General features: G+C 55.2%; 20 protein-coding genes. 12 read left to right on the plus strand and 8 right to left on the minus strand.

All coding sequences use genetic code 11. From position 1 onward, the window contains the following. From ACZYUB_RS10730 to ACZYUB_RS10740, 3 genes are all read left to right on the plus strand, one after another. A partial coding sequence (locus ACZYUB_RS10730; protein ID WP_463947787.1) for a VWA domain-containing protein occupies window positions 1-2,527 on the plus strand: 2,527 nt, incomplete at its 5' end. A 170-nt stretch (window positions 2,528-2,697) separates the two neighbouring features. Next, the gene (locus ACZYUB_RS10735) at window positions 2,698-3,279 is read left to right on the plus strand and encodes a hypothetical protein (RefSeq protein ID WP_463947788.1); all 582 of its coding nucleotides are present in this window, start codon (window positions 2,698-2,700) and stop codon (window positions 3,277-3,279) included. 55 nt (window positions 3,280-3,334) lie between these two features. After that, on the plus strand, window positions 3,335-4,033 hold the full coding sequence (locus ACZYUB_RS10740; protein ID WP_463947789.1) for an SIMPL domain-containing protein: 699 nt from the start codon (window positions 3,335-3,337) through the stop codon (window positions 4,031-4,033). Between the two features lie 76 nt (window positions 4,034-4,109). On the opposite strand, the gene serA is transcribed toward ACZYUB_RS10740, so the two are convergent. Both serA and ACZYUB_RS10750 read right to left on the minus strand, forming a co-directional pair. Next, window positions 4,110-5,339, minus strand: coding sequence for a phosphoglycerate dehydrogenase (gene serA / locus ACZYUB_RS10745; protein WP_463947791.1), 1,230 nt, complete (start codon window positions 5,337-5,339; stop codon window positions 4,110-4,112). Window positions 5,340-5,570: 231 nt separating this feature from the next. Beyond that, entirely contained in the window at window positions 5,571-6,128 is a 558-nt protein-coding gene (locus tag ACZYUB_RS10750; protein WP_463947792.1) for a cysteine hydrolase family protein, read from the minus strand. 96 nt (window positions 6,129-6,224) lie between these two features. Between ACZYUB_RS10750 and ACZYUB_RS10755 the strand changes: the two genes are divergently transcribed. The 3 genes from ACZYUB_RS10755 to ACZYUB_RS10765 all read left to right on the plus strand — a co-directional run bounded on the left by ACZYUB_RS10755 (window position 6,225) and on the right by ACZYUB_RS10765 (window position 8,953). Beyond that, window positions 6,225-6,557 (plus strand): DUF1496 domain-containing protein, encoded by a 333-nt coding sequence (locus ACZYUB_RS10755; protein ID WP_463947794.1) that lies wholly within the window; start codon window positions 6,225-6,227, stop codon window positions 6,555-6,557. 136 nt (window positions 6,558-6,693) lie between these two features. Then, the gene (locus tag ACZYUB_RS10760) at window positions 6,694-8,022 is read left to right on the plus strand and encodes a LapD/MoxY N-terminal periplasmic domain-containing protein (protein WP_463947796.1); all 1,329 of its coding nucleotides are present in this window, start codon (window positions 6,694-6,696) and stop codon (window positions 8,020-8,022) included. Then, on the plus strand, window positions 8,006-8,953 hold the full coding sequence (locus tag ACZYUB_RS10765) for a TAXI family TRAP transporter solute-binding subunit (protein WP_463947798.1): 948 nt from the start codon (window positions 8,006-8,008) through the stop codon (window positions 8,951-8,953). The genes ACZYUB_RS10760 and ACZYUB_RS10765 overlap by 17 nt, the downstream gene beginning before the upstream one ends. Before the next feature lie 9 nt (window positions 8,954-8,962). Here the strand turns inward: ACZYUB_RS10765 and ACZYUB_RS10770 are convergent, their stop codons facing one another. The 6 genes from ACZYUB_RS10770 to ubiG form a co-directional block, all read right to left on the minus strand. Beyond that, window positions 8,963-9,655: a transglutaminase-like cysteine peptidase gene (locus ACZYUB_RS10770; protein WP_463947800.1), complete on the minus strand. Its 693-nt coding sequence runs from the start codon at window positions 9,653-9,655 to the stop codon at window positions 8,963-8,965. A gap of 157 nt (window positions 9,656-9,812) precedes the next feature. Next, window positions 9,813-10,130 carry a class I ribonucleotide reductase maintenance protein YfaE gene (gene yfaE, locus ACZYUB_RS10775; RefSeq protein WP_463947802.1) on the minus strand — a complete coding sequence of 106 codons (318 nt, stop codon included), beginning with the start codon at window positions 10,128-10,130 and terminating at the stop codon, window positions 9,813-9,815. Between the two features lie 21 nt (window positions 10,131-10,151). Further along, entirely contained in the window at window positions 10,152-11,282 is a 1,131-nt protein-coding gene (nrdB, locus tag ACZYUB_RS10780; RefSeq protein WP_463947804.1) for a class Ia ribonucleoside-diphosphate reductase subunit beta, read from the minus strand. Between the two features lie 77 nt (window positions 11,283-11,359). Next, entirely contained in the window at window positions 11,360-13,630 is a 2,271-nt protein-coding gene (gene nrdA, locus ACZYUB_RS10785) for a class 1a ribonucleoside-diphosphate reductase subunit alpha (RefSeq protein ID WP_463947806.1), read from the minus strand. Window positions 13,631-14,060: 430 nt separating this feature from the next. Further along, window positions 14,061-14,744: an HAD family hydrolase gene (locus ACZYUB_RS10790; protein WP_463947956.1), complete on the minus strand. Its 684-nt coding sequence runs from the start codon at window positions 14,742-14,744 to the stop codon at window positions 14,061-14,063. A 2-nt stretch (window positions 14,745-14,746) separates the two neighbouring features. Continuing rightward, window positions 14,747-15,445: a bifunctional 2-polyprenyl-6-hydroxyphenol methylase/3-demethylubiquinol 3-O-methyltransferase UbiG gene (gene ubiG / locus ACZYUB_RS10795; protein ID WP_463947807.1), complete on the minus strand. Its 699-nt coding sequence runs from the start codon at window positions 15,443-15,445 to the stop codon at window positions 14,747-14,749. Window positions 15,446-15,607: 162 nt separating this feature from the next. Here ubiG and gyrA point away from each other — a divergent pair, with 162 nt between their 5' ends. From gyrA to ACZYUB_RS10825, 6 genes are all read left to right on the plus strand, one after another. Beyond that, window positions 15,608-18,373, plus strand: a complete 2,766-nt coding sequence (gene gyrA / locus ACZYUB_RS10800; protein WP_463947808.1) for a DNA topoisomerase (ATP-hydrolyzing) subunit A — start codon at window positions 15,608-15,610, stop codon at window positions 18,371-18,373. A 159-nt stretch (window positions 18,374-18,532) separates the two neighbouring features. Beyond that, on the plus strand, window positions 18,533-19,618 hold the full coding sequence (serC, locus tag ACZYUB_RS10805; RefSeq protein WP_463947810.1) for a 3-phosphoserine/phosphohydroxythreonine transaminase: 1,086 nt from the start codon (window positions 18,533-18,535) through the stop codon (window positions 19,616-19,618). An 85-nt stretch (window positions 19,619-19,703) separates the two neighbouring features. Continuing rightward, window positions 19,704-20,798 (plus strand): histidinol-phosphate transaminase, encoded by a 1,095-nt coding sequence (gene hisC, locus ACZYUB_RS10810; protein WP_463947811.1) that lies wholly within the window; start codon window positions 19,704-19,706, stop codon window positions 20,796-20,798. Window positions 20,799-21,035: 237 nt separating this feature from the next. Continuing rightward, a complete protein-coding gene (locus tag ACZYUB_RS10815) occupies window positions 21,036-22,793 on the plus strand; it encodes a DUF342 domain-containing protein (RefSeq protein ID WP_463947813.1) in 1,758 nt (585 codons plus the stop codon). A gap of 131 nt (window positions 22,794-22,924) precedes the next feature. Continuing rightward, on the plus strand, window positions 22,925-24,205 hold the full coding sequence (gene aroA / locus ACZYUB_RS10820) for a 3-phosphoshikimate 1-carboxyvinyltransferase (protein ID WP_463947815.1): 1,281 nt from the start codon (window positions 22,925-22,927) through the stop codon (window positions 24,203-24,205). Between the two features lie 183 nt (window positions 24,206-24,388). Continuing rightward, the gene (locus ACZYUB_RS10825; RefSeq protein ID WP_463947817.1) at window positions 24,389-24,880 is read left to right on the plus strand and encodes a hypothetical protein; all 492 of its coding nucleotides are present in this window, start codon (window positions 24,389-24,391) and stop codon (window positions 24,878-24,880) included. The last annotated feature ends 1 nt before the right edge of the window (window position 24,881 follow it).

A 24,881-nucleotide genomic window follows, 5' to 3' on the forward strand; every position in this document is an offset into this window, starting at 1 on the left:
GGCGGATGTGAGCGTCACGGTGACCGACGATGCGCCGATCCTTACCTCGGTTGAGTCTGCTGTTCTACTGAACAGCGATGCTGGCTTTGCCACAGGATCCTCGGTCTTGAACCTGGGCGCCGATCAACCGGCGATGGGAGATTTGACCGGCAACATTCCGGGATGGGATGGCACCAGTGTGACTTACGCCCAATCGTCCCTGACCTCTAATGAAAAACCGGTCTACTTCTTCGTGGATCCTAACAATCCAGAAACCCTGTTTGCTTACACCAGTGAAACAGCCGGAGCCTATGATCCAGATTCATTGACACAGTCCCTGATCTTCACCCTGGATTATCAGGAGTCTGGTGATTACGCCTTGACCATGGACGGTAAACTGGATGCTCCGACTCAAGAGTTTGGGGCCTCATTCTCCACTACCATTGGTGGGAATCAGGATTACTTGGTGGTTACTAACACGGGAGGCATTTACAAACCCGGTGCTACCATTCCGGATGGTCAGACTGTGGTCATGATGATTGATTCTGCTCCGGGTGTAACCGTGAATTCCAGTCAACAAGGTCTGGGGGCTGACGGTCAGTGGATTGAGGGCGATGCGGTCATCAATTTCAACTTCACGACTCCAGTTGTCAGCGCTGAGTTCAAGATCGATATTCAGTCCGTGAACGTGGGAGCTGGCACGAATGATGTGGATTGGGTGGTTCACGGCACAGATGCCGATGGCAATCTGGTGACCGAAACCGGAACAACCTCCTTTACTGATGGCGTTATGACCCAGATCCCGACCACATTGACTCACATTACCAAAGTCGAGCTGTCGGACCATAGCGGTCTTGAAGGCAATAGTTTCCGGGTGAGTGGTTATGAGGTTGTTGATCGGATTGATGAGGAGCCGTTTGATAAGTCATTTGTGGTTGGCGTGACGGATGCAGATGGCGACACGGCGAGTGGTCAATTGACTGTTACCTTCAACCCGGATGGTGATACGCAGTTACTCGTTGGGTCTAATGCCAATGACGTGACAGGTAGTTCAGCCCGCTTCATCACGACGGCAGATGCCGGAGCCATTGCCGCAGGGAGTGGCGATGACATTCTGGTGGGTGATGAAGGGCGTAGTAGTTTGGTGGGTAAGAGCGTCAATCTGATACTGATGCTGGACACCTCCGGCAGTATGGATTCCAAAATCAGTTTTGACGGCGGCCATAACAACACGACCCGTCTGGAGGCCATGCAGGATGCGGTGAATAACTTGCTGGCTAATCTTGCCGGTGGGGCAGCCGATCATGTGCGGGTTCATATCATCGACTTCGACAGTACCGCAACCAGTCTGGGTTCGTTTGATGTCAAAGATGGTGAGCTGACGGCAGCGGAACAGGCCGTTAATCAGCTGAAAGAGGGAGGTATAACGAACTACGAGGCAGCCTTGCAAGCGGCGTTGAACTGGTTAGGCTCAACCGGAAGTGATGCGCCGTTAACTGGGTCTAATGTCATCAACCAAGCCATCTTTATCTCAGACGGTCAGCCGAATAGTTGGCTGATGGGGAATAGCTCCGATTTGGCTAATTACAGGTACCCTGACGGTTCAGAGGCCGAGGCTCTCAAGCAGATATTGGGACTGTCTGGATCCGATAGCGTTAATGAAGTCGCTTTGTTGGAGCAGTTGTTTGCCCAGATCCAAGCCATCGGCATCAATGTCAGTGCCAATGATTTGAACGTTCTGAATCGGGTCGAAGGCGAATTGGCCAATGTAAACCCCGACGCGGCTACTAACATCACGACTGCTCAACAACTCGATGATGTATTGGCGAACCTGGATCCATCATTGGTATTGCGTGATGCCGGTAATGATGAACTTTCTGGCGGTGGCGGTAATGATCTGCTGTTCGGTGATGCGCCCTTTACCGATACGCTGGCCCATAATGCCGGGCTTATGCTGGCGGCCGGCGCCGGCTGGCAAGTCTTTTCTGAACTGGAAGCGGGTCATAGTACGGTCGACGGTTATGATCACTGGACGCGCGCCGATACCGTTGCTTACATTCAGGATCATGCCGAGGAGTTAGCGCAAGAATCGGGTCGTAATCTGGGCAATGATATTCTGGATGGCGGCGCCGGTAATGACTATCTGTTTGGTCAGGAAGGCAATGACCGGCTCGATGGTGGCGTGGGCAATGATCAACTGTACGGCGGTTCCGGTAGTGATGAGATGACGGGTGGTAACGGCAATGATGTCTTTGTCTGGTTGAAGGGGGATGCTGATAAATCAACCGATACCATCACTGATTTCACCATCGGTCATGACAAGCTGGATCTGGCAGATGTCTTGAACGATCCGACGGGTAATCTCTCCAACTATCTGTCCGTTACCGGCAGTGGGGACGATGCACTGGTCAAGGTTTACAGTGCTGGTAATGCCAGTGGGGGTGGCACTGCGGATTTGACCATTGTCCTGGACGGTTTGGCCTCAACGTCTACCGAGTTGCAACAGTTGCAGGACTATTTGCTCAATCAGGATGGTGTCATCAAGTAAATCGTGGGCAATGGATTGGGCTCTCGGGCCCAATCCGGATAGTCCTCGGGCGGTTAGCATGAGTTGTCGAGCGATTGGTACACAAAGCAGTTGCTTGCCAACTGATGAATTGGTTAACTAGCGGCGAATTGATTCGGGTATTTGATGGCGTTTCGGGAGGCCGAGTGGCGATGATTAACTGGCTGGAAGTAGAAGGCGTTCGCTATGAAGGGCAGGGGGATTCGATCCATTGCCAGACGGCGGTTGGCTTCCATTCCCAGTTGCCAGGCCACACGCTGGATGGACTGGAGGTTGCCGATGCGCAGGGTAATCCGTTGGGATACCTGAGCGTTGACTTTCAATCGGGACATTTGGCGATATCACCACTGGCTTCGATGGCGGAGTTGGCCTCGACCCAGCTCCTGATATCCGATGAGAATGGTGTGCATGCGATCAGTCTGCACGAGATCGAATCATCGCCTATGGATTTATCCTGGTTGGCTGCCGAGTCGGATTTTTTGGATCCGGCTGTATTGGCGGCACCGCTGGAGCCGCAGGAGAATTACACCTTGGCGTTATCCTCGGTGGTGTCAGATGGTGACGAAACTCTGGATGCTTTTTTTGGCGAGAGCTCGACTCACGAGATCCCGGCCTATGAGGTACCGTCAACGGACACCTCGTTGCAGATGACCTCCGTGTATCTGGAATATGGCGTCGAGCCGCTGCATATGCCCTTGTTACCTGAACATACTGATTTACATCATCTGTTCTGATCGGTGTTCTTGTTAATACCTACCTATCTATGACTCTGCGATGGAATAACCTGTCATGCTGAAAACCAGTGCTCTTCTTACTTGCCTGTTTATCTGTGCGGTTCAGGCTCAGGAACAGGGCGTTCCGGCGAATGCACCTCACATAGTGACCACCGGAAGTGCGGAAATTCGGGTACCAGCCGATATGGCAACGCTGGATTTTTCGATTAGCTTGTTGGAAAAAGAGACCCTCAAGGCCCGGCAGGCGGTGGATGCTCGGGTGGCTGCGTTTGTGAACGCATTGGAAGCGGCCGGATTTAAACGCCAGGATTTGGTGGCGGGTAATCTGCAATTAAGCCCTGAGTATGTGTATACCGACAATCAGAAGCCCAAACCCAATGGCTATCGGGCGACACGGGAAGTGAGCGTACGCCTCTACCAGTTGGAGCGCGTCAGTCAGATTATTGATGTGGCGTTGAAATCTGGTCTGGAATCAGTACAACGGATCCAATACGGTGTGCGTGATGAGACTCGCTATCTGAATCAGGTGCGCCAGCAGGCCATTGAGGATTCCAAAAGCAAGGCGAACGAACTGGCTAAGGCCTATACCATGACGCTGGGTAAGGTTTATTCCATTCAATACAATACCACGATGCCACAACGCCCCATGGTGATGGGGAAGATGATGATGGCAGAGGCGGCCCCGGCAGACAGCTATATTGCCGATGATATCCGTTTTAGCGATAACGTCAGTGTGGTATTCAATCTGGAGTAATGCCGCGGATTGTTTAAATTCAAACCATAACAAAAGAGCCCTTGCGGGCTCTTTTTTTGTGCATCCAAATGCGGGATTAATGCAGGATCCGTGCGCGGATGGTGCCATCGATTTGCTTCAGACGCGCAAGGGCCTCTTCACTGCGTTCCGTTTCAACATCAATGACCACATAGCCAATGTCCGCTGTGGTTTGCAGGTACTGACCGGCGATGTTGATCCCTTCGTCGGCAAAGGCCTGGTTAATCTTGTTCAATACCCCGGGTTGGTTGCGGTGGATGTGCAGCAGACGGCTGGAGCCGCGATGCTCGGGCAGCGAAACCTCCGGAAAGTTGACGGCTGACAGCGTGGAGCCGTTATCAGAGTACTTCACCAGCTTGCTGGAGACTTCCAGGCCGATGTTCTCTTGGGCTTCCTGAGTGGAGCCGCCGATATGGGGGGTCAGCAAGACATTATCGAAAGCTTGCAGCGGAGAAACAAATGGCTCGCCGTTGGCGGTCGGTTCGACCGGGAACACGTCGATGGCGGCTCCAGCCAGATGACCACTGGCCATGGCGGCGGTCAGAGCCGGTATGTCGACCACGGTACCGCGTGCGGCGTTGATCAGAATCGCACCGGCTTTCATCTTCGCCAATTGCGCTTCGCCGATCATGTCTTTGGTGGAGGCGGTTTCAGGAACATGCAGGGTGACCACATCCGACATAGCCAACAACTCATCCAGGGTGGCAACCTGAGTCGCGTTGCCCAAGGAGAGCTTGTTCTCGATGTCGTAGTAATAGACTTTCATGCCGATGCTTTCGGCGATGATGGACAATTGGGTGCCGATGTGGCCATAGCCGATGATGCCCAGCTTCTTGCCGCGGGCCTCGACGGAGTTGTTAGCGCTCTTGTCCCACTCACCGCGGTGAGCCTTGGCATTCTTGGCCGGAATACCGCGCAACAGCAGCAGGATCTCGCCCAGCACCAGTTCGGCCACACTACGCGTGTTGGAGAACGGAGCGTTAAACACCGGAATGCCCAGCGCTGCAGCCGCTTTTAGATTGACCTGATTGGTACCAATACAGAAACAACCAATAGCGACCAGCTTCTGTGCGGCAGCCAGCACTTGTTCGGTCAGGTTGCTCCGTGAGCGGATACCGACGAAATGAACATCCCGGATTTTTTCAATCAGTTCAGCTTCTTCCAGTGAGCCTTTGAGGTATTCGATATTGCTGTAACCAGCGGCCTTGAAGGTGTCGACTGTGTTGGGGTGTACACCTTCCAGCAGCAGGATTTTGATCTTGTCTTTTTCCAGTGATACTCGGCTCATTTCGGTCCCTCATGCGCAACGTTATGGATGCAACGTCAAGTCACTCAGCTTGTCGTTCCATGTCTGGTGAGGGGAGTAAACTAGCAAAAAATAGCAACGTTGGGCAATCAGCTTTCGGTGCCGGAGTGTAGTTTCCTCCAGCATTTCCATGATGACGGCACATCTTGGCACCCGATGACCGATGGTGCCTGAACAAAATATCTGCGGTTGTCGCGCTTGGCTGGCAAACGTTTACGAAGTCAGGTACTCCATCACCTGTTCCGTGTTCAGTAATTGTACAGGGTCGGGGATCAGTAAATTTTGCCACATGAAGTTATGGTGCTCGATGATGCGGGCGGCTTCCAGATGAGGGCGATTAGCCGTGGTATGGGCATCTTCAACGGCGATGAGTTGATAATCGAGACTGGCGGCGGCACGCAGTGTGGTGTCGACACAAAAATCGGTGGCACAGCCTGTGACGATGAGACGGCCAACACCCAGTGAATACAGCAGCGGCTGCAGGCCGGTGCGGTAAAACGCATCACAAGCTGTTTTGCGGATCAGATGATCCGTGGTTTCACGGTGTAGTTGTGGCAATAACTGCCATCCGGCGGTATGTGGCTCTAACACATCATCAGTCGGGCCATCGTGTTGAATAAACACCACAGGCGTGCTTTGCTGATGACAGGCATCGATGAGCAGATTGATATTGGCGACGACACTGGCGCTGCGGTATCGACTTTGTTCCGAAGCAAAGAGCCCCTGTTGCATGTCGATGACCAGCAAGGCTAGGCGGGAATGAGTTAGCATGCTCAGCTCCAATTGAGATGAGATGCCATGCTAGCAGAGCCGGCTGCGGCCCGCTATCTCGGGTGAGGGCACCAGGAAACACAATAGGAACATAATATGATTGCATCACGTTGTTTGTTTGCCATGTTGCTGCTTTCCAGCAGCTCTTTTGCTGCCGATTCAGTGGTGGTGGGTACCGACAGCGCCTCAGGAAATACCATTATCTCGACGGGGCCGCGTCGTACCGACGTGCTCATTCCCGTGGATGGCGCCGCCGAGCGAGTGTGCTGGTTTGATGGACAAAAGTTCTCCAAAGGCGCCCGGATCAAGGCCGGAGATGAGTGGTTAGTCTGTGCTCGGGAAAATGATTATGAGACCAACGGTAGCCTGAGCTGGCGAGCGGCCGCCGAGCTGTCGCAACAGAGTGGCAGTAAGATCCAGATCAATTAGCGTCAGCCGGGTGATGGTTGAGCGTCAATATGCGGGAAAAGAGTGCAAGATAAGGTTTAACACGCCACCAGCTTGTACATTTGTTGCTCTGTTTTCTAGTCTTTGGGAAGAGATAAGGCCCTGACAGGAAATGAGCATGACGCTTTCCCGATTATTTAATGTCTGCATGATGGTCATCTTGCTATTGGTCACCTTGTTACTGGTGCGGGTCCAGATCGGCATGGTGCGGGATTCCATTCATGACCAGATGGCCGCAAATTTGGAAACTGCATCAACCTCGTTAGGCTTGGTGTTGCAAGGAGCCTTTTTAGGTGGCGATCCTGTGATGGCGGAAACCATTGTCAATGCGATGTTTGATGGTGGCTACGTCAAATCCATCCGGTTAGTGGATCCGGATGGCAAGGAACTATTCAAGCGTGAGTTTGCGGATGATGAGGCATCTGCTCCGGATTGGCTGGTGCAGATATTGGCATTTCCCCGCACCGAACTATCCCGTGAAATTACCGATGGCTGGAATGTGCTTGGCACCTTGCACATCGAAGGTCACCGCGGTTATGCCTATGGCTACTTATGGCGAGCCGTGCAGTCACAGCTGTGGATCCTGGGAATTGGTTTGCCCCTCGCCGTCGTGGCGATAGCGCTTCTGGGTCATGTGCTGTTGCGACCATTGCGCCGTGCCATCATACGTATCGCTATTTTGTCCCGCAATCACCTCCCGGGGACCCTACCAGGTTCTGCCATCCGGGAACTGGATGCGTTAGCACAGTCCGTCAACCAGCTGATCCAGGAAAAACATCGTAACTATCTGCGTCGTAAACTAAAGCTGCTCAGATGGCGGCAAAGCCTGGGGTTCCAGAAATCGCCCCGGGTTGTTACTTCCCTAACTCCGCCCAGCCAATTCAGATCCACTCAGGGCGATATGTTGCTCTATCAACGACTGCCGATCCCGATGTCGACACTATTGACCTGGCGTCAGAGTGAGAGTCGTGATCCTGAACGCATCTGGCTGGAGTTTCAGCGGATATGGCCTCTTGCGTTGGCTGAGCCTGCGCGCGGGGTGCCGATTTCATTAACATTGCTGGCGGATCCCTGGTGGCCGCAGTTACGCGCTTTGTTATCGAGCCAAGCTCCCTTGCAACTGGAGTGGCAGGCCACTGGGGATGCCTTGCCTGAAGGGTGTTTTGAACGCTTGTCCGAACTCTCCCGACTAGGGGTTACTCATCAGCTAGGCAATTTCATGGCCGATAAATCCAGTTTCCTGCTGCTGGAGAAAATGCAGCCACAGTGGGTGATTACTTCGTGGCAGCCGGATATCCCGCCAGCCTATTGGATTTTGCATAATGTTACCGTCCATGATCTGGGGGCCGGGGTGTTGCTCGAGTCTGCACCGCAGACTGAATTGCTGCTGGAGCTGGAGTTTAATGGCTATTCACAGGTTGGAGGTAGCGATGGGCTCACCCCTTAATCGGCTCACACTCGGAGTGATTCTCTGGAGCCTCAGCCTGTTGAGCTGGGGCGCAACGCGAGGACCGATCGTGATTGCCGGTGGCGATCTGAACGGCGTCTATTTCCAGATCGCGGGCGAGTTTTGCCGTCTGGCTTCGCTGGACGATCCGGATCTGGTCTGCTCTGTGATGCCGAGCGCTGGCTCGACTGAGAATTTGCAGCTGTTGCGTGAAGGTCTGGTCAATTTGGCGCTGGTCCAAGGGGATCTTCTGTATTGGGCGCAGCGCGGCGAAGGTCCCTATCAGGGACGGGCTATCCCGCAACTGCGCTCTGTGATGGCGACCCATGCCGAGCCGTTCACCTTGATGGTGCTCAGTACACAAACGGCCAATCTGGCCGCACTACAGGGCAAGCCGCTTTATCTGGGGGCCGAGCATTCAGGCTCGCGAGCCACGGCCTTGCTGGTGCTCAAACAGTTGGGATTGCCCGATGTGGAGCAGCAGGAAGTTGCGGTTGATGATCCAATGACAGCGCTATGCGAGCAAAAAATCGCGGCCTGGGCCATGGTCATCGGTCATCCTAACAAACAGGTATTGGATACGGCCAAGCGTTGCGCCATTCGCTTCGTTCCCATACTACCGAGGAATAAGCCGGGGGCGGCCGAAAAATATCCCTTTTATCGAGTCAGCCAAATTCCGGGACGTCTCTACCCCGGGGTACTGACCAACACGCCAACTTTGGCACTGCCTGCCATCATGGTGACGACTGCTGGCATGGATAATCAGTTGGTGAGTGGGTTGATCACGGGCTATTGGCAACACCGTAAATCCTTTAACAAGAAAGTCTCGGCCTATGCCAATCTGTTCCGGCTACCTGCCCATATGCAGCAAGCAGCCATGCTGATTCCTATGCACCCAGCTGCTGCTCCTGCGCTAGCGGGTCTGCGTTAACTTGAACGATTACAGAACCATGCGTGGTGATTTGAAGTTACCGTTGCCGATGCGACTGCGATAATCGGTCCATAGCTTGAGACGATCCGCATCGCCGACTAACTGAGCTTCCTTGCGCTGGTTCATGATCCACAAACTCTTGGCATCAAAGCTGTAGACAGGGAATAAGTCGGGACGCTTGCTGGCCGGGTAGAGAGCTGCCTTAATGTTGTCCAGCACCAGCGGATCCGACTTCTTGGTCGGGTAATAAGCCAGCACCATATGAAATTGGTTGTAATCCAGCGCCTTGACGTAGACCAGTCGCAACTTCTCCTCGGCAACCCCCAACTCCATCAGGGTGTAATACTTAGCCAGGCTGTAATCTTCGCAGTCGCCACCGCGGGCCCCTAAAAACTCCAGCGGGCGCGCCCAGAAATCATCCTTTCCCCACAGGCGTTGATCCGGTACGTAGATCAGCTGATTGAAGAAGTTGTTGACGCTCTCGATTTTGCTGCGCTCGGCCATACTCTCCTGACGTTTCAGGGTGGCGAGCCATTGATCGATGCGCGGTAGTACCGCAGCGCCGTAAGTCGCCTGGAGTTGATCCCGGAGTGTTTGTTGGCGCAAATAGCTTTCCAACGGTGAGTCGGTGGCTTGCGCCGATCCACACCATAGGCCGGTGAATAGGCTACCGAGCAATAGCAGTAGAGAGTGATGAGACATGAGTGCCAATCCCGAGGCTATCAATACTCTCTTGAGCTTAGGATCCCCACCTGACAAGTCAAAACTCGCGGTCGCGAACCTTGGCTGATGCCGTGTGTACCAGTACGGATATTGCGGGGCGAGGGAGAGCGGGGAATACGCCAGTCTGTGGTCAGCCTCAGGCCAGTGGCATGACCACATCGCACGACGGCTCTGCTGCCGACTGCGCCACTTCAACCTGCAGGGAGATTGGACCCCGGCTTTGGCAACAACAGGGCAATACTTGACCCGGCCCGATATAGGCGAGCGGTGGGGAGGGATAAACCAGATGTGCGGCTTGCTCCGGCTGCGCCAGCTGCAAGCGACAAGCACCGCAGTAACCGCTGCGGCACTGATATTCGACGGCATGTCCGGTACGCTCCAACGCGGTGAGCAGGGTCTCACCGGGCTGGAGTTTGAAACGGCCGCGCGGAGTGATCAGCACGGGATCTGTCATGACGCACTCATGGTTGGGTCGTTACAGGCTGAAGCCATCCAGGTCACCGGCGTTCATTTCGCTGTCGATCTGGCCGACCAGATAGGAGCTGACCTCCACCTCTTGCGGTGCGACCTGCACATTGTCGGAGCTGAGCCAGGCATTGATCCAGGGCAGAGGGTTCGGCTTGTCGGCGAAGGGTGGGGTCAGTCCGACGGCTTGCATCCGCACATTGGTGATGAACTCCACGTACTGACATAGTATGTCGCGGTTCAGGCCGATCATGGAGCCATCCTTGAACAGATATTCAGCCCACTCTTTTTCCTGCTCGGCGGCGCGTAAAAACAATGCCTGACTCTCGTCCCGACATTCGGCGGCGATTTGCGCCATCTGCGGATCATCCTTGCCACTTTGCAGCAGGTTCAGCATGTGCTGGGTGCCAGTCAGGTGCAGGGCTTCATCGCGGGCAATCAACTTGATGATCTTGGCGTTGCCTTCCATCAGCTCGCGCTCGGCAAAGGCAAATGAGCAGGCAAAGCTGACATAGAAGCGGATCGCCTCCAGGGCGTTGACACTCATCAGGCACAAATAGAGCTTCTTCTTGAGCTCATACAAGGAGACCTGAACAGTCTTGCCGTTGAGCAGGTGTTCTCCCTCGCCAAATTGCTGCCAGAGCTGGGTGGCGGCAATCAACTCATCGTAATAGCTGGCGATATCATCGGCCCGTTTGATGATCTCCTGGTTGACCACAATATCGTCAAACACCAACGCCGGATCCTTGACCAGGTTGCGGATGATGTGGGTATAGGAGCGGGAGTGGATGGTCTCGGAAAAGGCCCAGGTCTCGATCCAGGTCTCCAGCTCGGGCAGCGAGACCAGAGGCAACAAGGCCACGTTCGGACTGCGTCCCTGGATCGAGTCCAGCAGGGTCTGGTACTTGAGATTCGAGAGAAAAATATGCTGTTCGTGAGCAGGCAGGGCTTGATAGTCGATGCGATCCCGCGAGACATCGACCTCTTCCGGGCGCCAGAAGAAGGAGAGCTGCTTTTCGATCAGCTTCTCGAAGATTTCATGCTTTTGTTGGTCGAAACGCGCCACATTGACCGTCTGACCAAAAAACATGGGTTCTTGCAGCGGATTATTGGCCTGTTTGCTGAATGTACTGTAAGCCACGGTCTGGATCCTTCAAGGCTATCTCACGGGTTTCATTGGCCTCATGGCTATCCCCTCCGCAGAGGGGATACAGGGCATTAAATTTTGCAGGCGCCGCCTGCGCAGCCATCATCCTGGGTCTGCTGGGCATCATCGGCACCATCACGGGTATTGTGATAGTAAAGGGTCTTGATGCCGAGCTTGTAGGCATTGAGCAGATCGGTGAGCAACTGCTTCATCGGTACCTTGCCGCCGTCAAAACGCGACGGGTCGTAGCTGGTGTTGGCCGAAATCGACTGATCGACAAACTTTTGCATCACGCCCACCAACTGCAGATAGCCTTCGTTGGAGGGCTGGCTCCACAACAGCTCGTAGCGCTCTTTCAAGGTGGCGTAGTCCGGTACCACCTGACGCAGAATACCGTCCTTGGAGGCCTTGACGCTGATGAGGCCCCGGGGCGGCTCGATACCATTGGTCGCATTGGCGATCTGGCTGGAGGTTTCGGAGGGCATCAACGCCGTCAAGGTACTGTTGCGCAGGCCATGAGTGGTGATGGCGTGGCGCAGGCTCTCCCAGTCCAGTTGCAGCGGCTCGGCACAGATGGCATCCAGATCCCGCTTGTAGCTATCAATTGGCAACACGCCCTTGGCATAGGTGGTTTCGTGGAAACGTGGGCAGGGGCCAAGCTCCTTGGCCAGAGCCACCGAGGCCTTGAGCAGATAGTACTGAATGGCCTCGAAGGTTCTGTGGGTCAGCCCCAACGCGGAACCATCCGAATAGCGCACGCCGTGTTTGGCCAGGTAGTAGGCGTAGTTGATAACGCCAATCCCCAGCGGGCGTCGCCACATAGCACCATTTTTCCCGGCCGGAACCGGATAGTCCTGGTAATCCAGCAGTGCATCCAGGGCGCGAACCGCCAGATCGGCCAGGTTTTCCAGCTCATCCAGCGAGTCGAGAGCCCCCAGATTAAAGGCTGACAGGGTGCACAGGGCAATCTCGCCATTGTCATCGCGCAAGTCGTTGAGCGGCTTGGTGGGCAAGGCGATTTCCATACAGAGGTTGCTTTGCCGCACCGGTGCCACGGCCGGATCGAAGGGGCTGTGGGTGTTGCAGTGATCGACGTTCTGGATGTAGATACGCCCGGTTCCGGCGCGCTCTTGCATCAACAGGGAGAAGATCTCGACTGCCTTGATGCTCTTTTTCCGGATCGCAGGGTCTGCCTCATACTGCAGATACAGACGTTCAAACTCGGCCTGATCGGCAAAGAAGGCATCGTAGAGACCGGGGGCGGCCGAAGGGCTGAACAGGGTGATATTGCCACCCTGGATCAGACGCTGGTACATCAGCTTGTTGAGCTGAACCCCATAGTCCATGTGGCGCACCCGGTTGTCTTCGACACCCCGGTTGTTCTTCAGTACCAGCAGGGATTCCACTTCCAGATGCCACAGTGGATAGAACACGGTCGCGGCGCCACCGCGTACACCGCCCTGGGAGCAGCATTTGACTGCAGTCTGGAAGTATTTGTAGAACGGGATACAGCCAGTATGGAAGGCTTCGCCGCCACGGATCTCCGAGCCCAGGGCGCGTATGCGACCGGCATTGATGCCAATGCCCGCTCGTTGCGAAACATAACGCACCACGGCCGAAGCGGTGGCATTGATGGAATCCAGGCTGTCATCGCATTCCACCAGCACGCAGGAGCTGAACTGGCGGGTCGGAGTGCGCACCCCGGACATGATCGGCGTCGGCAATGAAATCTTGAAGGTGGAGCAGGCATCGTAGAAACGGATGACATACTCCAGGCGAGTATCCTTGGAGTAACGGGAGAACAGGCAGGCAGCAACCAGCATGTACAGAAATTGCGGACTCTCGTAGATGTCGCCGGTGACGCGGTTTTGCACCAGATATTTGCCTTCGAGCTGCTTGATGGCGGCATAGGCAAACAGCATATCCCGCTCATGATGCAGGTGGCGATCCAGCTCCTGGAGCTCCTCGGCGCTGTAATCCTGCAGCAGATGAGCATCGTAACGGCCTTCAGCCACCAGTTTTTTCACATGCTGATACAGAGGTGGCGGGGTGAATTCGCCATAGGCCTTCTTGCGCAGATGAAACATCGCCAGGCGCGCCGCCAGGTACTGGTAATCCGGGGCATCGGTGCTGATGAGATCGGCGGCGGCGCGGATCAGGGTCTCGTGAATATCTGCTGTCTTCATGCCCGCATAAAACTGGATATGGGCGCGTAGCTCGACTTGGGAAACCGAGACATTATCGAGCCCTTCAGCGGCCCAGGTAACCACGCGGTGGATCTTGTCCAGATCCAGGGGTTCAGTACGACCGTCGCGTTTGGTGACTAGCAAATTGGTGTTCATTCCCGTACCCATTCCTTGTTGTATGCCGGCCGTGTCGGCGCGGTGAAGTCTCAGGAACACAGCGATGCGTGATCAGGACTATGCCCGAAGGCCCCGGATACAGCGGGTGATGGTAGTGCCGGGAGTTGGCATGCATCACAAGGCGCGGGGCAGGATGCAAATAGGGTGCATCCCTGGTGGGCGATGTCGGTGATAAATACTACATCTAGTGTTGTTGTGGTTTCGAGGCACAACATAGCGGGCGTCGACGGCTGCTGCAAGGGACTGCCGCGGGGACGAGTTGTGGATAGATCTTTACAAGGCAAGTACAAAGCGGCTTTGCGGCGGTTACAAAAAAATACATTTTTTTTTTATGTTTAGCCTTGCGCCAATCGGTGACGCAAGGGGGCGCCAGATTGGCGCACGACTTGAGTGAGGATGGGGCGCCAGATCAGTGAGGGGCTAGCCACTGGTGCAAGGCGGCTACATCATCAAAGTTCCAGTCGGCCCCCCATTCGGCCGTTGCCTCTGCCGGGTCCATATAACCCCAACCGGCAATGGCGGTTCGCATCCCGGCGGCGCGTCCGGCCTCTATATCGCGGATGTGATCGCCGACATACAAACACTCTGCCGGCTCGACGCCGAGCTGGGCGCAGGCATAGAACATAGGGTCGGGATGAGGCTTGCGCACCGGCAGGGTGTCGGCGCTGACGATCACGCCGCAGTGGGGTAGCTCCGCTACTTGTGCCATCAAGGGCTCGGTGAGAAACGCCGGTTTGTTGGTGACTATGCCCCAACGGATGCCCTGGGCATTGAGCCAGGCTATAAACTCCGGCATGCCCTGGTAGGGACGCGTACCTTCGCAGAGATGGGCGGCGTAGTAATCCAGCAGAGCTTGTCGCAGGGCGGGGGTATCCATGCGCGCCAGCTGCTCCTCACCAAAGCCCGCTTTGAGCAGCCCCAAGGCCCCATCGGAGGCGATACGGCGGATGACTGTGTCCGGCAGTGGTGCCATGCCCTCGCGCTGGAGGACATGATTTACTGCCGCCCCCAGATCGGGGGCTGTGTCGAGCAGGGTGCCATCCAGATCAAACAGGACGGCGGCAAAGCGCGGAGCCGCAGGGTGTGACATCAGGATTACTCCGGTTTGTGGCAATGCAGCATGTAATTGACATCTACCTTATGGGTCTGGCTGAACTGGCCCAGCAGGGGATTGTAGCGCACGCCGCGCATCAGTTTGAGCTGCAGGCCAGCCTGTTCTGCGAAGCGGGCAAGCTCTGCTGGCTGGATGAATTTTTTGTGATCATGAGTGCCTTTAGGAACCATGTTTAGCAGGTATTCGGCGCCCACGATCATCAGCAACCAGGATTTCGGATTGCGATTGATGGTGGAGAAAAACAGCTGACCGCCGGGTTTGGCCAGCCGCGCGCAGGCGCGCACCACGGATGCCGGATCCGGCACATGCTCCAACATCTCCATGCAGGTCACCACATCGAATTGCCCCGGCTGCGCTTCGGCCAGCGCCTCGACAGTCCCCTGGTGATAGTCAACCTCGACGCCGCTTTCCAGAGCATGCAGACGGGCGACTTGTAGAGGTTGCTTGCCCATATCCAGGCCGGTGACCCTTGCACCCTGACGGGCCATCGCTTCAGAGAGGATGCCGCCGCCGCACCCCACATCCAGGATCTGTTTGCCAAACAGGCCATTGCAGTGCTCGGCGATCCACTCCAGGCGCAAGGGATTCAACTGATGCAAAGGTTTGAATTCCCCCTCCAGATCCCACCACCGGCTAGCAACGGCTTCAAATTTGGCGATTTCCTGATGGTCTACGTTCATGGCGACGGCTTCCTAAACGGCATAGTGGGAATGGCGAGCCATTATAACCAAGCTCTCGCCCTGTGACAGCAAGCCATTCTGGATGCTGGGGAATCACCCATTTTTGTGCTAGAATGCCGCCCTTATGCTTTCAAGTAGATTGAAGTAGGGACCTAGGGTTATATGAGTGAGCTGGCCAGAGAAATCACGCCAATCAACATCGAAGATGAGTTGAAGAGCTCCTACCTGGATTACGCCATGAGCGTTATCGTGGGTCGAGCTCTGCCGGACGTGCGAGATGGTTTAAAGCCTGTGCACCGTCGTGTCCTGTTCGCCATGCACGAACTGGGTAATGACTGGAACAAGGCCTACAAGAAATCGGCCCGTGTGGTCGGTGACGTCATCGGTAAGTATCACCCGCACGGGGATAGTGCCGTTTACGACACCATAGTGCGGATGGCACAAGATTTTTCCATGCGCTACATGCTGGTCGACGGTCAGGGTAACTTCGGTTCTGTGGATGGCGACTCCGCGGCGGCGATGCGTTACACCGAAATCCGGATGAACAAGATCGCCCACGAATTGCTGGCCGACCTGGATAAGGAAACTGTGGATTGGGTGCCGAACTATGACGGTACCGAGATGATCCCGGCGGTGATGCCGACCAAGATCCCCAACCTGCTGGTCAACGGTTCATCCGGGATCGCGGTCGGGATGGCAACCAATATCCCGCCCCACAATCTGACCGAAGTGGTCGAGGCGTGTCTGGCGCTGATCGACAATAGTGAGCTGACCATTGATGAGCTGATGCAGTACGTGCCAGGTCCGGACTTCCCGACTGGCGGTATCATCAACGGTCGCTCCGGCATCATCGACGCCTACCGCACCGGTCGTGGCAAGATCTATGTCCGCGGCAAGCACCATATCGAGACCGACGAGAAAAACGGTAAAGAGAGCATCATAGTCACCGAGTTGCCTTACACGGTGAATAAGGCGCGTCTCATCGAGAAGATCGCGGAGCTGGTCAAAGACAAAAAGCTCGAGGGCATCACAGCCCTGCGCGACGAATCGGACAAAGACGGGATGCGGATGGTGGTCGAGCTGCGCCGTGGCGAAGTCGCCGAGGTGGTACTCAACAACCTGTATGCCCATACCCAGTTGCAAAACGTGTTCGGCATGAACATGGTTGCCTTGGTCAATGGTCAACCCAAGACCTTGAACCTCAAGGAGATCCTGGCCGCTTTCATCGACCACCGTCGTGAAGTGGTGACTCGCCGTACCGTATTCGAACTGCGCAAGGCGCGGGATCGTGCCCATATCTTGGAAGGCCTGGCGATTGCGCTGGCTAATATCGATGCCATCATCGAGCTGATCCGGAACTCACCGAGCCCGGCGGAAGCCAAGGCGGGTTTGATTGCTCAGGCTTGGGCTCTGGGATCCGTCGCTGCCATGCTGGAGCGTGCTGGTGACGACGCCGCTCGTCCCGAGTGGCTGGAGCCGGAATACGGCATCCGCGAAGGCCAATATTTCCTGACTGAACAACAGGCGCAAGCCATTCTCGATCTGCGTCTGCACAAGTTGACCGGCCTCGAGCATGAGAAGATCCTGGATGAATATCAGGAACTGCTGAACCAGATCGCTGAACTGTTGCGCATTCTGAACAGCCCGGCACGTTTGATGGAAGTGATCCGTGAAGAGCTGGAGCTGGTGAAGAGTCAGTTTGGCGATGCGCGTCGTACCACCATTCAAGCGGCAAGCATTGAAATCAACATGGAAGATCTGATCACTCCGGAAGATGTAGTGGTGACGCTCTCCCATGAAGGCTATGTGAAGTATCAGCCCTTGTCAGACTATGAAGCCCAGCGTCGGGGTGGTCGCGGTAAATCGGCCACCAAGATGAAGGAAGAAGACTTCATCGAGCAGCTGCTGGTGGCCAATACCCACGACACCATTCTGTGCTTCTCCACGCGCGGCAAGGTGTACTGGCTCAAGGTCTATAACCTGCCGGAAGCCAGCCGCGCCGCACGTGGTCGACCCATCATCAATTTACTGCCGCTGGACGAGAACGAGCGGATCACTGCGATCCTGCCGGTCAAGTCTTATGACAGTGACAAATACGTGTTCTTCGCTACTGCTGACGGTACTGTGAAGAAAACGGAACTGTCGGCTTTCTCCCGTCCGTTGAGCTCCGGTATTCGTGCCATCACGCTTAAGGAAGGGGACGAACTGATAGGTGTCGATATCACCGACGGTAGCAACGAGATCATGCTGTTCTCCGATGCGGGTAAGGTCGTCCGCTTCGCTGAAGGCTACGCTCGTGGCGACGCCGACAGTGATACCGATGATGACAGCGAAGAGACCGAATCCGAGAGCGATAGCTCTGATGCGGTTGACGGTGTTGATAGCGCGGAAACCAAGGTGAGCAGCAAGGGTGTCCGCCCGATGGGCCGGACCGCCACCGGGGTTCGTGGTATCAAACTGGCAAGCGGTGATCGTGTGGTGTCGCTGATTGTGCCTCGTGAGGATGGCGCCATCCTGACGGCTACAGCTAACGGTTATGGGAAACGGACCGCCTTGTCCGAATACCCGACCCGTAGTCGTGGTACCCAGGGTGTTATCTCCATCAAGGTCGATGAGCGCAATGGTAAGGTCGTCGGGGCCGTGCAGGTGACTGAGCAGAATGAAATCATGCTGATCACCAACGCCGGAACCCTGGTGCGTACCCGCGTTACCGAGGTCAGCATCATAGGTCGGAATACCGGCGGTGTCCGTCTGATCCGCACCATGGAAGGCGAAGAGGTGGTGAGCCTCGAACGTATCGCCGAGCCGGTGGTCGACGAAAGTGACGAGTCGTTGGTCGATGATGCCATCGAGACCGGGATGGATGCGGAAGCCAATACCGACGTCGAAGGCGATGCGCCAGCCACCGAACAGGATGCTGACGAATAACGTCTGATGACATGAGGCGGCCTGCGGGCCGCCTTTTATTTATCCATCATCTGGTCAATGCCGGGAAATGGCATCGACCAGGTCGATGAAAAACCTTTTGCGCCGGATCACGGTTCGGTGTAAAAGCTGGTAGTTCCAAGGAAGCCAACGGAAGAGAAGATGAGCAAGGTTTATAACTTTTGTGCAGGCCCGGCCATGCTGCCGGAAGAGGTAATGGCGCAAGCCCAACGCGAATTCATCGACTTTAGTGGTCTGGGTGTCTCCGTGATGGAGCTCTCCCACCGTGGCAAGGAGTACATGGCGGTTGCCGCCGAGGCGGAGAAGGATCTGCGCGATTTGATGCAGGTGCCGGACAACTACAAGGTACTCTTCATGCACGGTGGTGGTCGCGGCCAGTTCGCGGCCGTGCCCCAGAACTTACTGGGTGGTGCCAACAAGAAGGCGGACTACCTGCTGTCCGGCGTCTGGTCGAAAGCGGCACTGACCGAAGGTCAGAAGTTTGGTGATATTCAGGGCGTCGAGGGTGTGGTCAAGCACGACAACGGTGGTTTTTCGCTGATCGAAAAGCCTCAGTTCCGTGCTGATGCAGCCTATGTGCATTTTTGCCCGAACGAAACCATTGAAGGCATCGAGATGTTCGATCTGCCGGAAACCAACGGCATTCCGCTGGTAGCCGATATGTCCTCCACCATATTGTCTCGCCCGGTGGATGTCAGCCAGTACGGCATCATCTACGCTGGTGCCCAGAAGAATATCGGCCCGTCCGGTCTGGCGGTGGTGCTGGTTCGCGATGACCTGCTGGGGAATGCCCGCCCCGATACCCCAGCAATCTTCGATTACAAGGTGACGGCCGATAACGACTCCATGTTCAACACCCCGCCGACCTATTCCTGGTATCTGGCCGGTCTGGTGTTCAAGTGGTTGAAGCGCCAGGGTGGTCTGGAAGCCATGGAAGCCCGGAATATCGAGAAGGCGAAGTTCCTGTATGACTATATCGATGCCAGCGATTTCTACAGCAACCATGTGGCGCTGAACTGTCGCTCGCGGATGAACATTCCGTTCCAGTTGCAAGATGCCGCTCTGGATGCTGCCTTCCTTAGTGACTCCAAGGCTGCCAATCTGATGGCGCTCAAGGGACACCGTATCGTCGGTGGCATGCGAGCCAGCCTGTACAACGCCATGCCGCTCGAAGGGGTCAAGGCGCTGGTGGCCTTTATGGAGCGCTTTGCCAAGCAGCACGGCTGAGTCGGATTAAGCTCCATTCCTTAATAGAATCAGGGCCCTACGGGGCCCTGATGTTACCGATTGTCATAGCAAAGAGATCAGCATTATGGACTATTTGGCATTGGCCAACGCCGGGGTTTCCGGCTTGCAACCCTATCAGGCCGGCAAACCTATCGAGGAGCTGGAGCGTGAACTTGGGATCAGCGACTGCGTCAAACTGGCATCGAACGAAAATCCATTGGGGTTGAGTCCGAAAGCGAAACTGGCGATTGAAGCGGCATTGGCCGATTTAACCCGTTATCCCGATGCCAACGGCTTTTATCTCAAGCAGAAACTGACTCAGGTCTTCGGTCTGGATGCCGCGGGTTTGACCTTGGGCAATGGTTCCAATGAGGTCATTGACTTGATTTTTCATACCTTCGTCAGCCCAGGCGACGAGGTCATTTATGCCCAGTATTCGTTTATCGTCTATGCCCTGGCCACCCAGGCGCACGGTGCCGATGCCGTGGTGGTGCCCGCTAAAAACTGGGGTCACGATCTGGACGCCATGCTGGCGGCGGTTACCGACAAGACCAAGCTGATTTGTATTGCCAATCCGAACAATCCGACCGGTACCGTACTGCCGCCGGCCGAGCTGGAAGCTTTTCTGGCGCGAGTGCCAGAGCATATTCTGGTGATCCTGGATGAAGCCTATAACGAGTACATGGATCCGGCATTGCGTGCCGACAGCGCTGCCTGGGTGGCGCGATTCCCCAATCTGGTGGTGACTCGGACTTTCTCCAAAGCCTATGGTCTAGCAGGTTTACGCCTAGGGTATGCAGTCACGACCCCTGAGTTGGCCAGCGTCCTGAATCGGGTGCGTGAGCCCTTCAATGCCAATGCCCTGGCCCTGGTTGCGGCGCAAGCCACGCTGGAGGATAGCGATTATCTGCAGCGCGCTGTGGCGTTGAACCGGCAGGAAATGGCGCGCTATGAAGCCTTTTTCAACGAGTTGGGATTAACGTTTATCCCATCGAGCGGGAATTTTATCACCGTCGATCTGGCTCAACCCGCGGCGCCCATCTACCAGGCGTTGCTGCAACAAGGAGTAATCGTGCGTCCTATCGCCGGATACGGCATGCCGAACCACTTGCGGATCAGCATCGGGACTGCGCAAGAAAACGATCGCTTCTTCAGTGCCTTGCGGCACATCCTGCAATAACTAGCTCCCGTCAGAGAAAGCGCCGGCCTGTCCGGCGTTTTTTGTTTCTGCACCCAGCATAAGTATCCACTTGAATACAAAGACAAATGTCATCGTTCTGCCGCTGTGAGCGGATAGTCATTCCTGACAAATTTGCCATAGTTGTATAAAGATTAATCCCACTTTGTAAGGTGCGTCATGCTTGTGGGAGCACTGATCTGGTATCAAAAGAACATATACACTAACTGGTGGTTTGTAATGTCCGATTCAGTCTCTTCGCTGTCTGATGCTTCGTTATTTGGGGCCGGAGATCTGGGACCCGATTTCTTTTACCTCTCTTCTGATGGTCAGTTTGTCTTGCTCGCCATCGAGCCGGTAGAAGCGCATGTTGATGCCAAGGTGCTGGCTTCTTTGCTGCAACATTCCAACTTTAGAAATTATCAGGTTAGTGACAAAGCACTGCAGGATGCGGCCAAGAATTTTCAGGAACTAAAATCCCAGTCATCGCCCGATCAGGCCTCTTCACATTCGGTGATGATCGTCGCCCGGCGTCAGGACGGCCAAGTGACGGTGGCATTGAGTAAAGATGCCATGACGGCCACGGCAACTGTGACGGCTCCCTTTGCCGGAAAACCGGTCGATGTAGCTCAGGTTCGGGCCAGTTTGCATGCTGCCAGCATTACCCATGGTATCAGTACCCAAGCGATCAGCGAGCTATTGGTTCAGGTGGCGGCATTGCCACCAGGAGCTCAACTCAGCGCTGTGGTGGCCGAGGGGCAATTGGCTGTTAATGGCGCAGACAGCCGATTCGAAAAACTGGTGGAAACCTTGCGCGAGCGGATCTTGCGGCCTCAGGTACAGGATGCGCGACAAGATCGCGTTGATTTGCGGGATCTAGGGGTCATGGTGACTGTGGTGCCTGGCGATGCGGTCATGTGTCGCTATCCACCGGAGCCGGGGATCCCCGGGTTCAAGGTCACCGGTGAGCCGCTACCGGCTAAACCCGGTGTGGAGGTGCCCTGGAATATAGGGTCTGGAACTCAGCTCAGTACGGATAATCCAGAGCTGCTCATTGCGACGCAAGAAGGGCTCCCTCAGGAGATTGAGCACGGCATGCAGGTGGATGAGGTGCTGAATATCCAGAATGTCGATGCCAAGTTTGGGCATGTCACGTTTTCCGGTAGTGTCATGATCAGCGGGAATGTGTGTGAGGGGATGCGCATCAAGGCGGGTGGTAGTGTGACAGTGGCGGGTCTGGTGGAATCGGCCTCGATAGAGGTGGGAGGGGATCTGTTAGTCGAAAAAGGCATCATAGGTCACCCGCTGCATCAGTCAGGACGTTATTCTTGCAACATCCGCTGTATCGGTGCTGTCTCTGCCCGTTTTGCCCAATATGCGGACATTAGTGCAGGCCATGATGTCACAGTGGGGAGTCAGTTGCTGCATTGCCGGATTGAAACCCCTGGTTCATTGACCGTCGCGGATGCCAGCCGCAGCAAAGGTTCGTTGTTGGGGGGGGAGATTGTTGTTGGAAAACAGGTTCTGGCTGTGACGCTGGGGGGAATGGCCGACACCTCGACCCATATCTCTATTCGCGGTTGCTATCCAGAATTACTGGCGCGCAAGAAGGAATTGCGCGGAGCGATTGAAACGAGTGAGCTCACCATCAAGCATCTCGAGGATGCTGAAGCCAAAGTGCATCAATTGCCTATTGGCGAGAAACGCAATCTGTTGAGTCAGAAAATTGCGGCGACGCGTGCTCATCTGGTTGAACAGCTGGCTGAGGAACAGCGGGAATGGGAGCAGGTCAATGCGGAACGCGAGGCTTTTTTGGCTCAAGCCCGGGTCTTGTGTGCCCGTCATCTCTATGCCGGGGTGAAGGTCGATATTGCCGGTTTCAAGCTGACCAGCGAGCGGGATTATCCAACGTGCCAGATCATCCACCAAGAGGGGCAGTTGATCGTCGAACCGCTGTTGGCCATTCCTGAGTCGGCACCATCGGCCAAGAAAACCTGAGCTCACGCTTTTCCGTGCAATCCTGTCTTGTCACTCTTTCCTCAGGGCGCTTATGGCTTGCCCTGTTCGCGTGTGGCTGATACTGTCGCCAGACTGTCCGTTATCCACCCGTTGTAAGAGAACAGGAAGTTATGAAAACCCTGACATTGGAACCCATAGCCCGAGTCGAGGGCACCGTCAATTTGCCAGGCTCCAAGAGTGTATCGAATCGCGCTCTGTTACTGGCCGCATTGGCGAAAGGTACAACCCGCCTCACCAATCTATTAGACAGTGATGATATCCGTCACATGCTGGCCGCGCTGAAATTGTTGGGGGTGAAATACGAGTTATCCACCAACAAGACCGAGTGCGTCGTTCACGGTCTTGGCCGCCCATTCTCCGTGAGCGAACCGCTGCAACTTTTTCTGGGTAACGCGGGTACCGCAATGCGTCCGCTCTGTGCCGCTCTTTGTTTGGGAAATGGCGAGTTTACGCTGACGGGTGAGCCGAGAATGGAAGAGCGCCCCATTGGGCATCTGGTCGATGCCTTGCGTGAAGCGGGTGCCAAGATCCACTATCTGAAGAATGAGGGCTATCCACCGCTAACCATTGATGGCAAAGGGCTCTGGGGCGGCGAAGTCCATATTGATGGTTCTGTGTCCAGTCAATTTCTGACCGCGTTTTTGATGGCCGCACCTCTGGCTGCTGGCGATATCCGGATCAAGATCAAGGGGGAGCTGGTTTCCAAACCCTACATCGATATCACCCTGCACATCATGCAGCAGTTCGGGGTTCTGGTAGAGCATGATAACTACCAGACCTTCTACATCCGCGGTAACCAGCAATATGTGTCGCCGGGAGATTTTCTGGTGGAGGGCGATGCTTCATCCGCGTCCTACTTCCTGGCTGCCGGTGTGATCAAGGGCAAGGTCCGGGTTACCGGGATCGGCAAACACAGTATTCAAGGAGATATCCGCTTTGCGGATGTGCTGGAAAAAATGGGTGGCAAGATCACCTGGGGTGAGGATTATATCGAGGCGGAACAGGGCTCGTTGCATGGCGTCGACCTCGATTTGAATCATATCCCCGATGCGGCCATGACCATAGCCACCACGGCATTGTTTGCTACCGGTAAGACAGTGATCCGCAACATCTATAATTGGCGAGTCAAGGAAACGGATCGTTTGAGTGCCATGGCAACCGAGTTGCGCAAGCTGGGGGCTGAGGTTATCGAGGGTGAGGACTTTATCGAAGTCACGCCTGTTGCACATCTGCAGCATGCGGCCATCGATACCTACAATGACCACCGGATTGCCATGTGCTTCTCATTGGTGGCCTTGAGTGATACCGCAGTTACCATCAATGATCCGGGTTGTACTTCCAAGACATTCCCGGATTATTTTGAAAAATTGGCCAGCATCAGCCAGTCATGATGTTGGTATGACGGTGAGCTCAAGATTGGGGCGCCTGATAAGGCGCCCCTTTGTTTTGGTTTTTACTTCGGTGTTTTCATCCGGCCCGCTTTCTTTGTCGTGAGGATGCATCGGTATCCCTGGCTTGATGAAAACTAAGATAGACTGTCAGGTCTGGCTCAGCGCAGTAATGGGGACGGCAATTTGTTTACATTTTCATGCTACGGACAACAAACAGGTCAGGCGACCATCACAGTCCATGCGGTTGACTGGTCAATGATTGGTGACGTGGCATTTAGCTGCAACGATGATGCCTTAGCTTGTTCACTGCTGACGGGATGTCGGTGTGATGCGGCTGGTTTTTTCAATTTGCTGGCGGGTTGTAAACCGCTGCAGGTCGAGCAATGGCTGGAGTACTTGAAAGAGCGCGGCGTCATTCGGGATCTTCAGGTCAGCATCCTTCACCCGGGAGACAGGGAGTATGCTCAAAAAACCGGGCTCAAAGGGGAGGAGCTTGAAGCATTGCTATCGTTATTTTACCGGATTGGTGGTTTTAACCGCTTGCAGATCACCCGCTATATGAAACAGCGCGGAAACGCCTCCTTGCTCTCCACGCGTTACGGTAAAGAAGAGCTGGAGCGGTTTCGTTTGCTGAATGAAGTGTTGCGCTTACTACACCGCCTCAAACGAGAATAAC

It is taken from the genome of Pseudaeromonas sp. HNCC25DJ182, assembly GCF_055413365.1.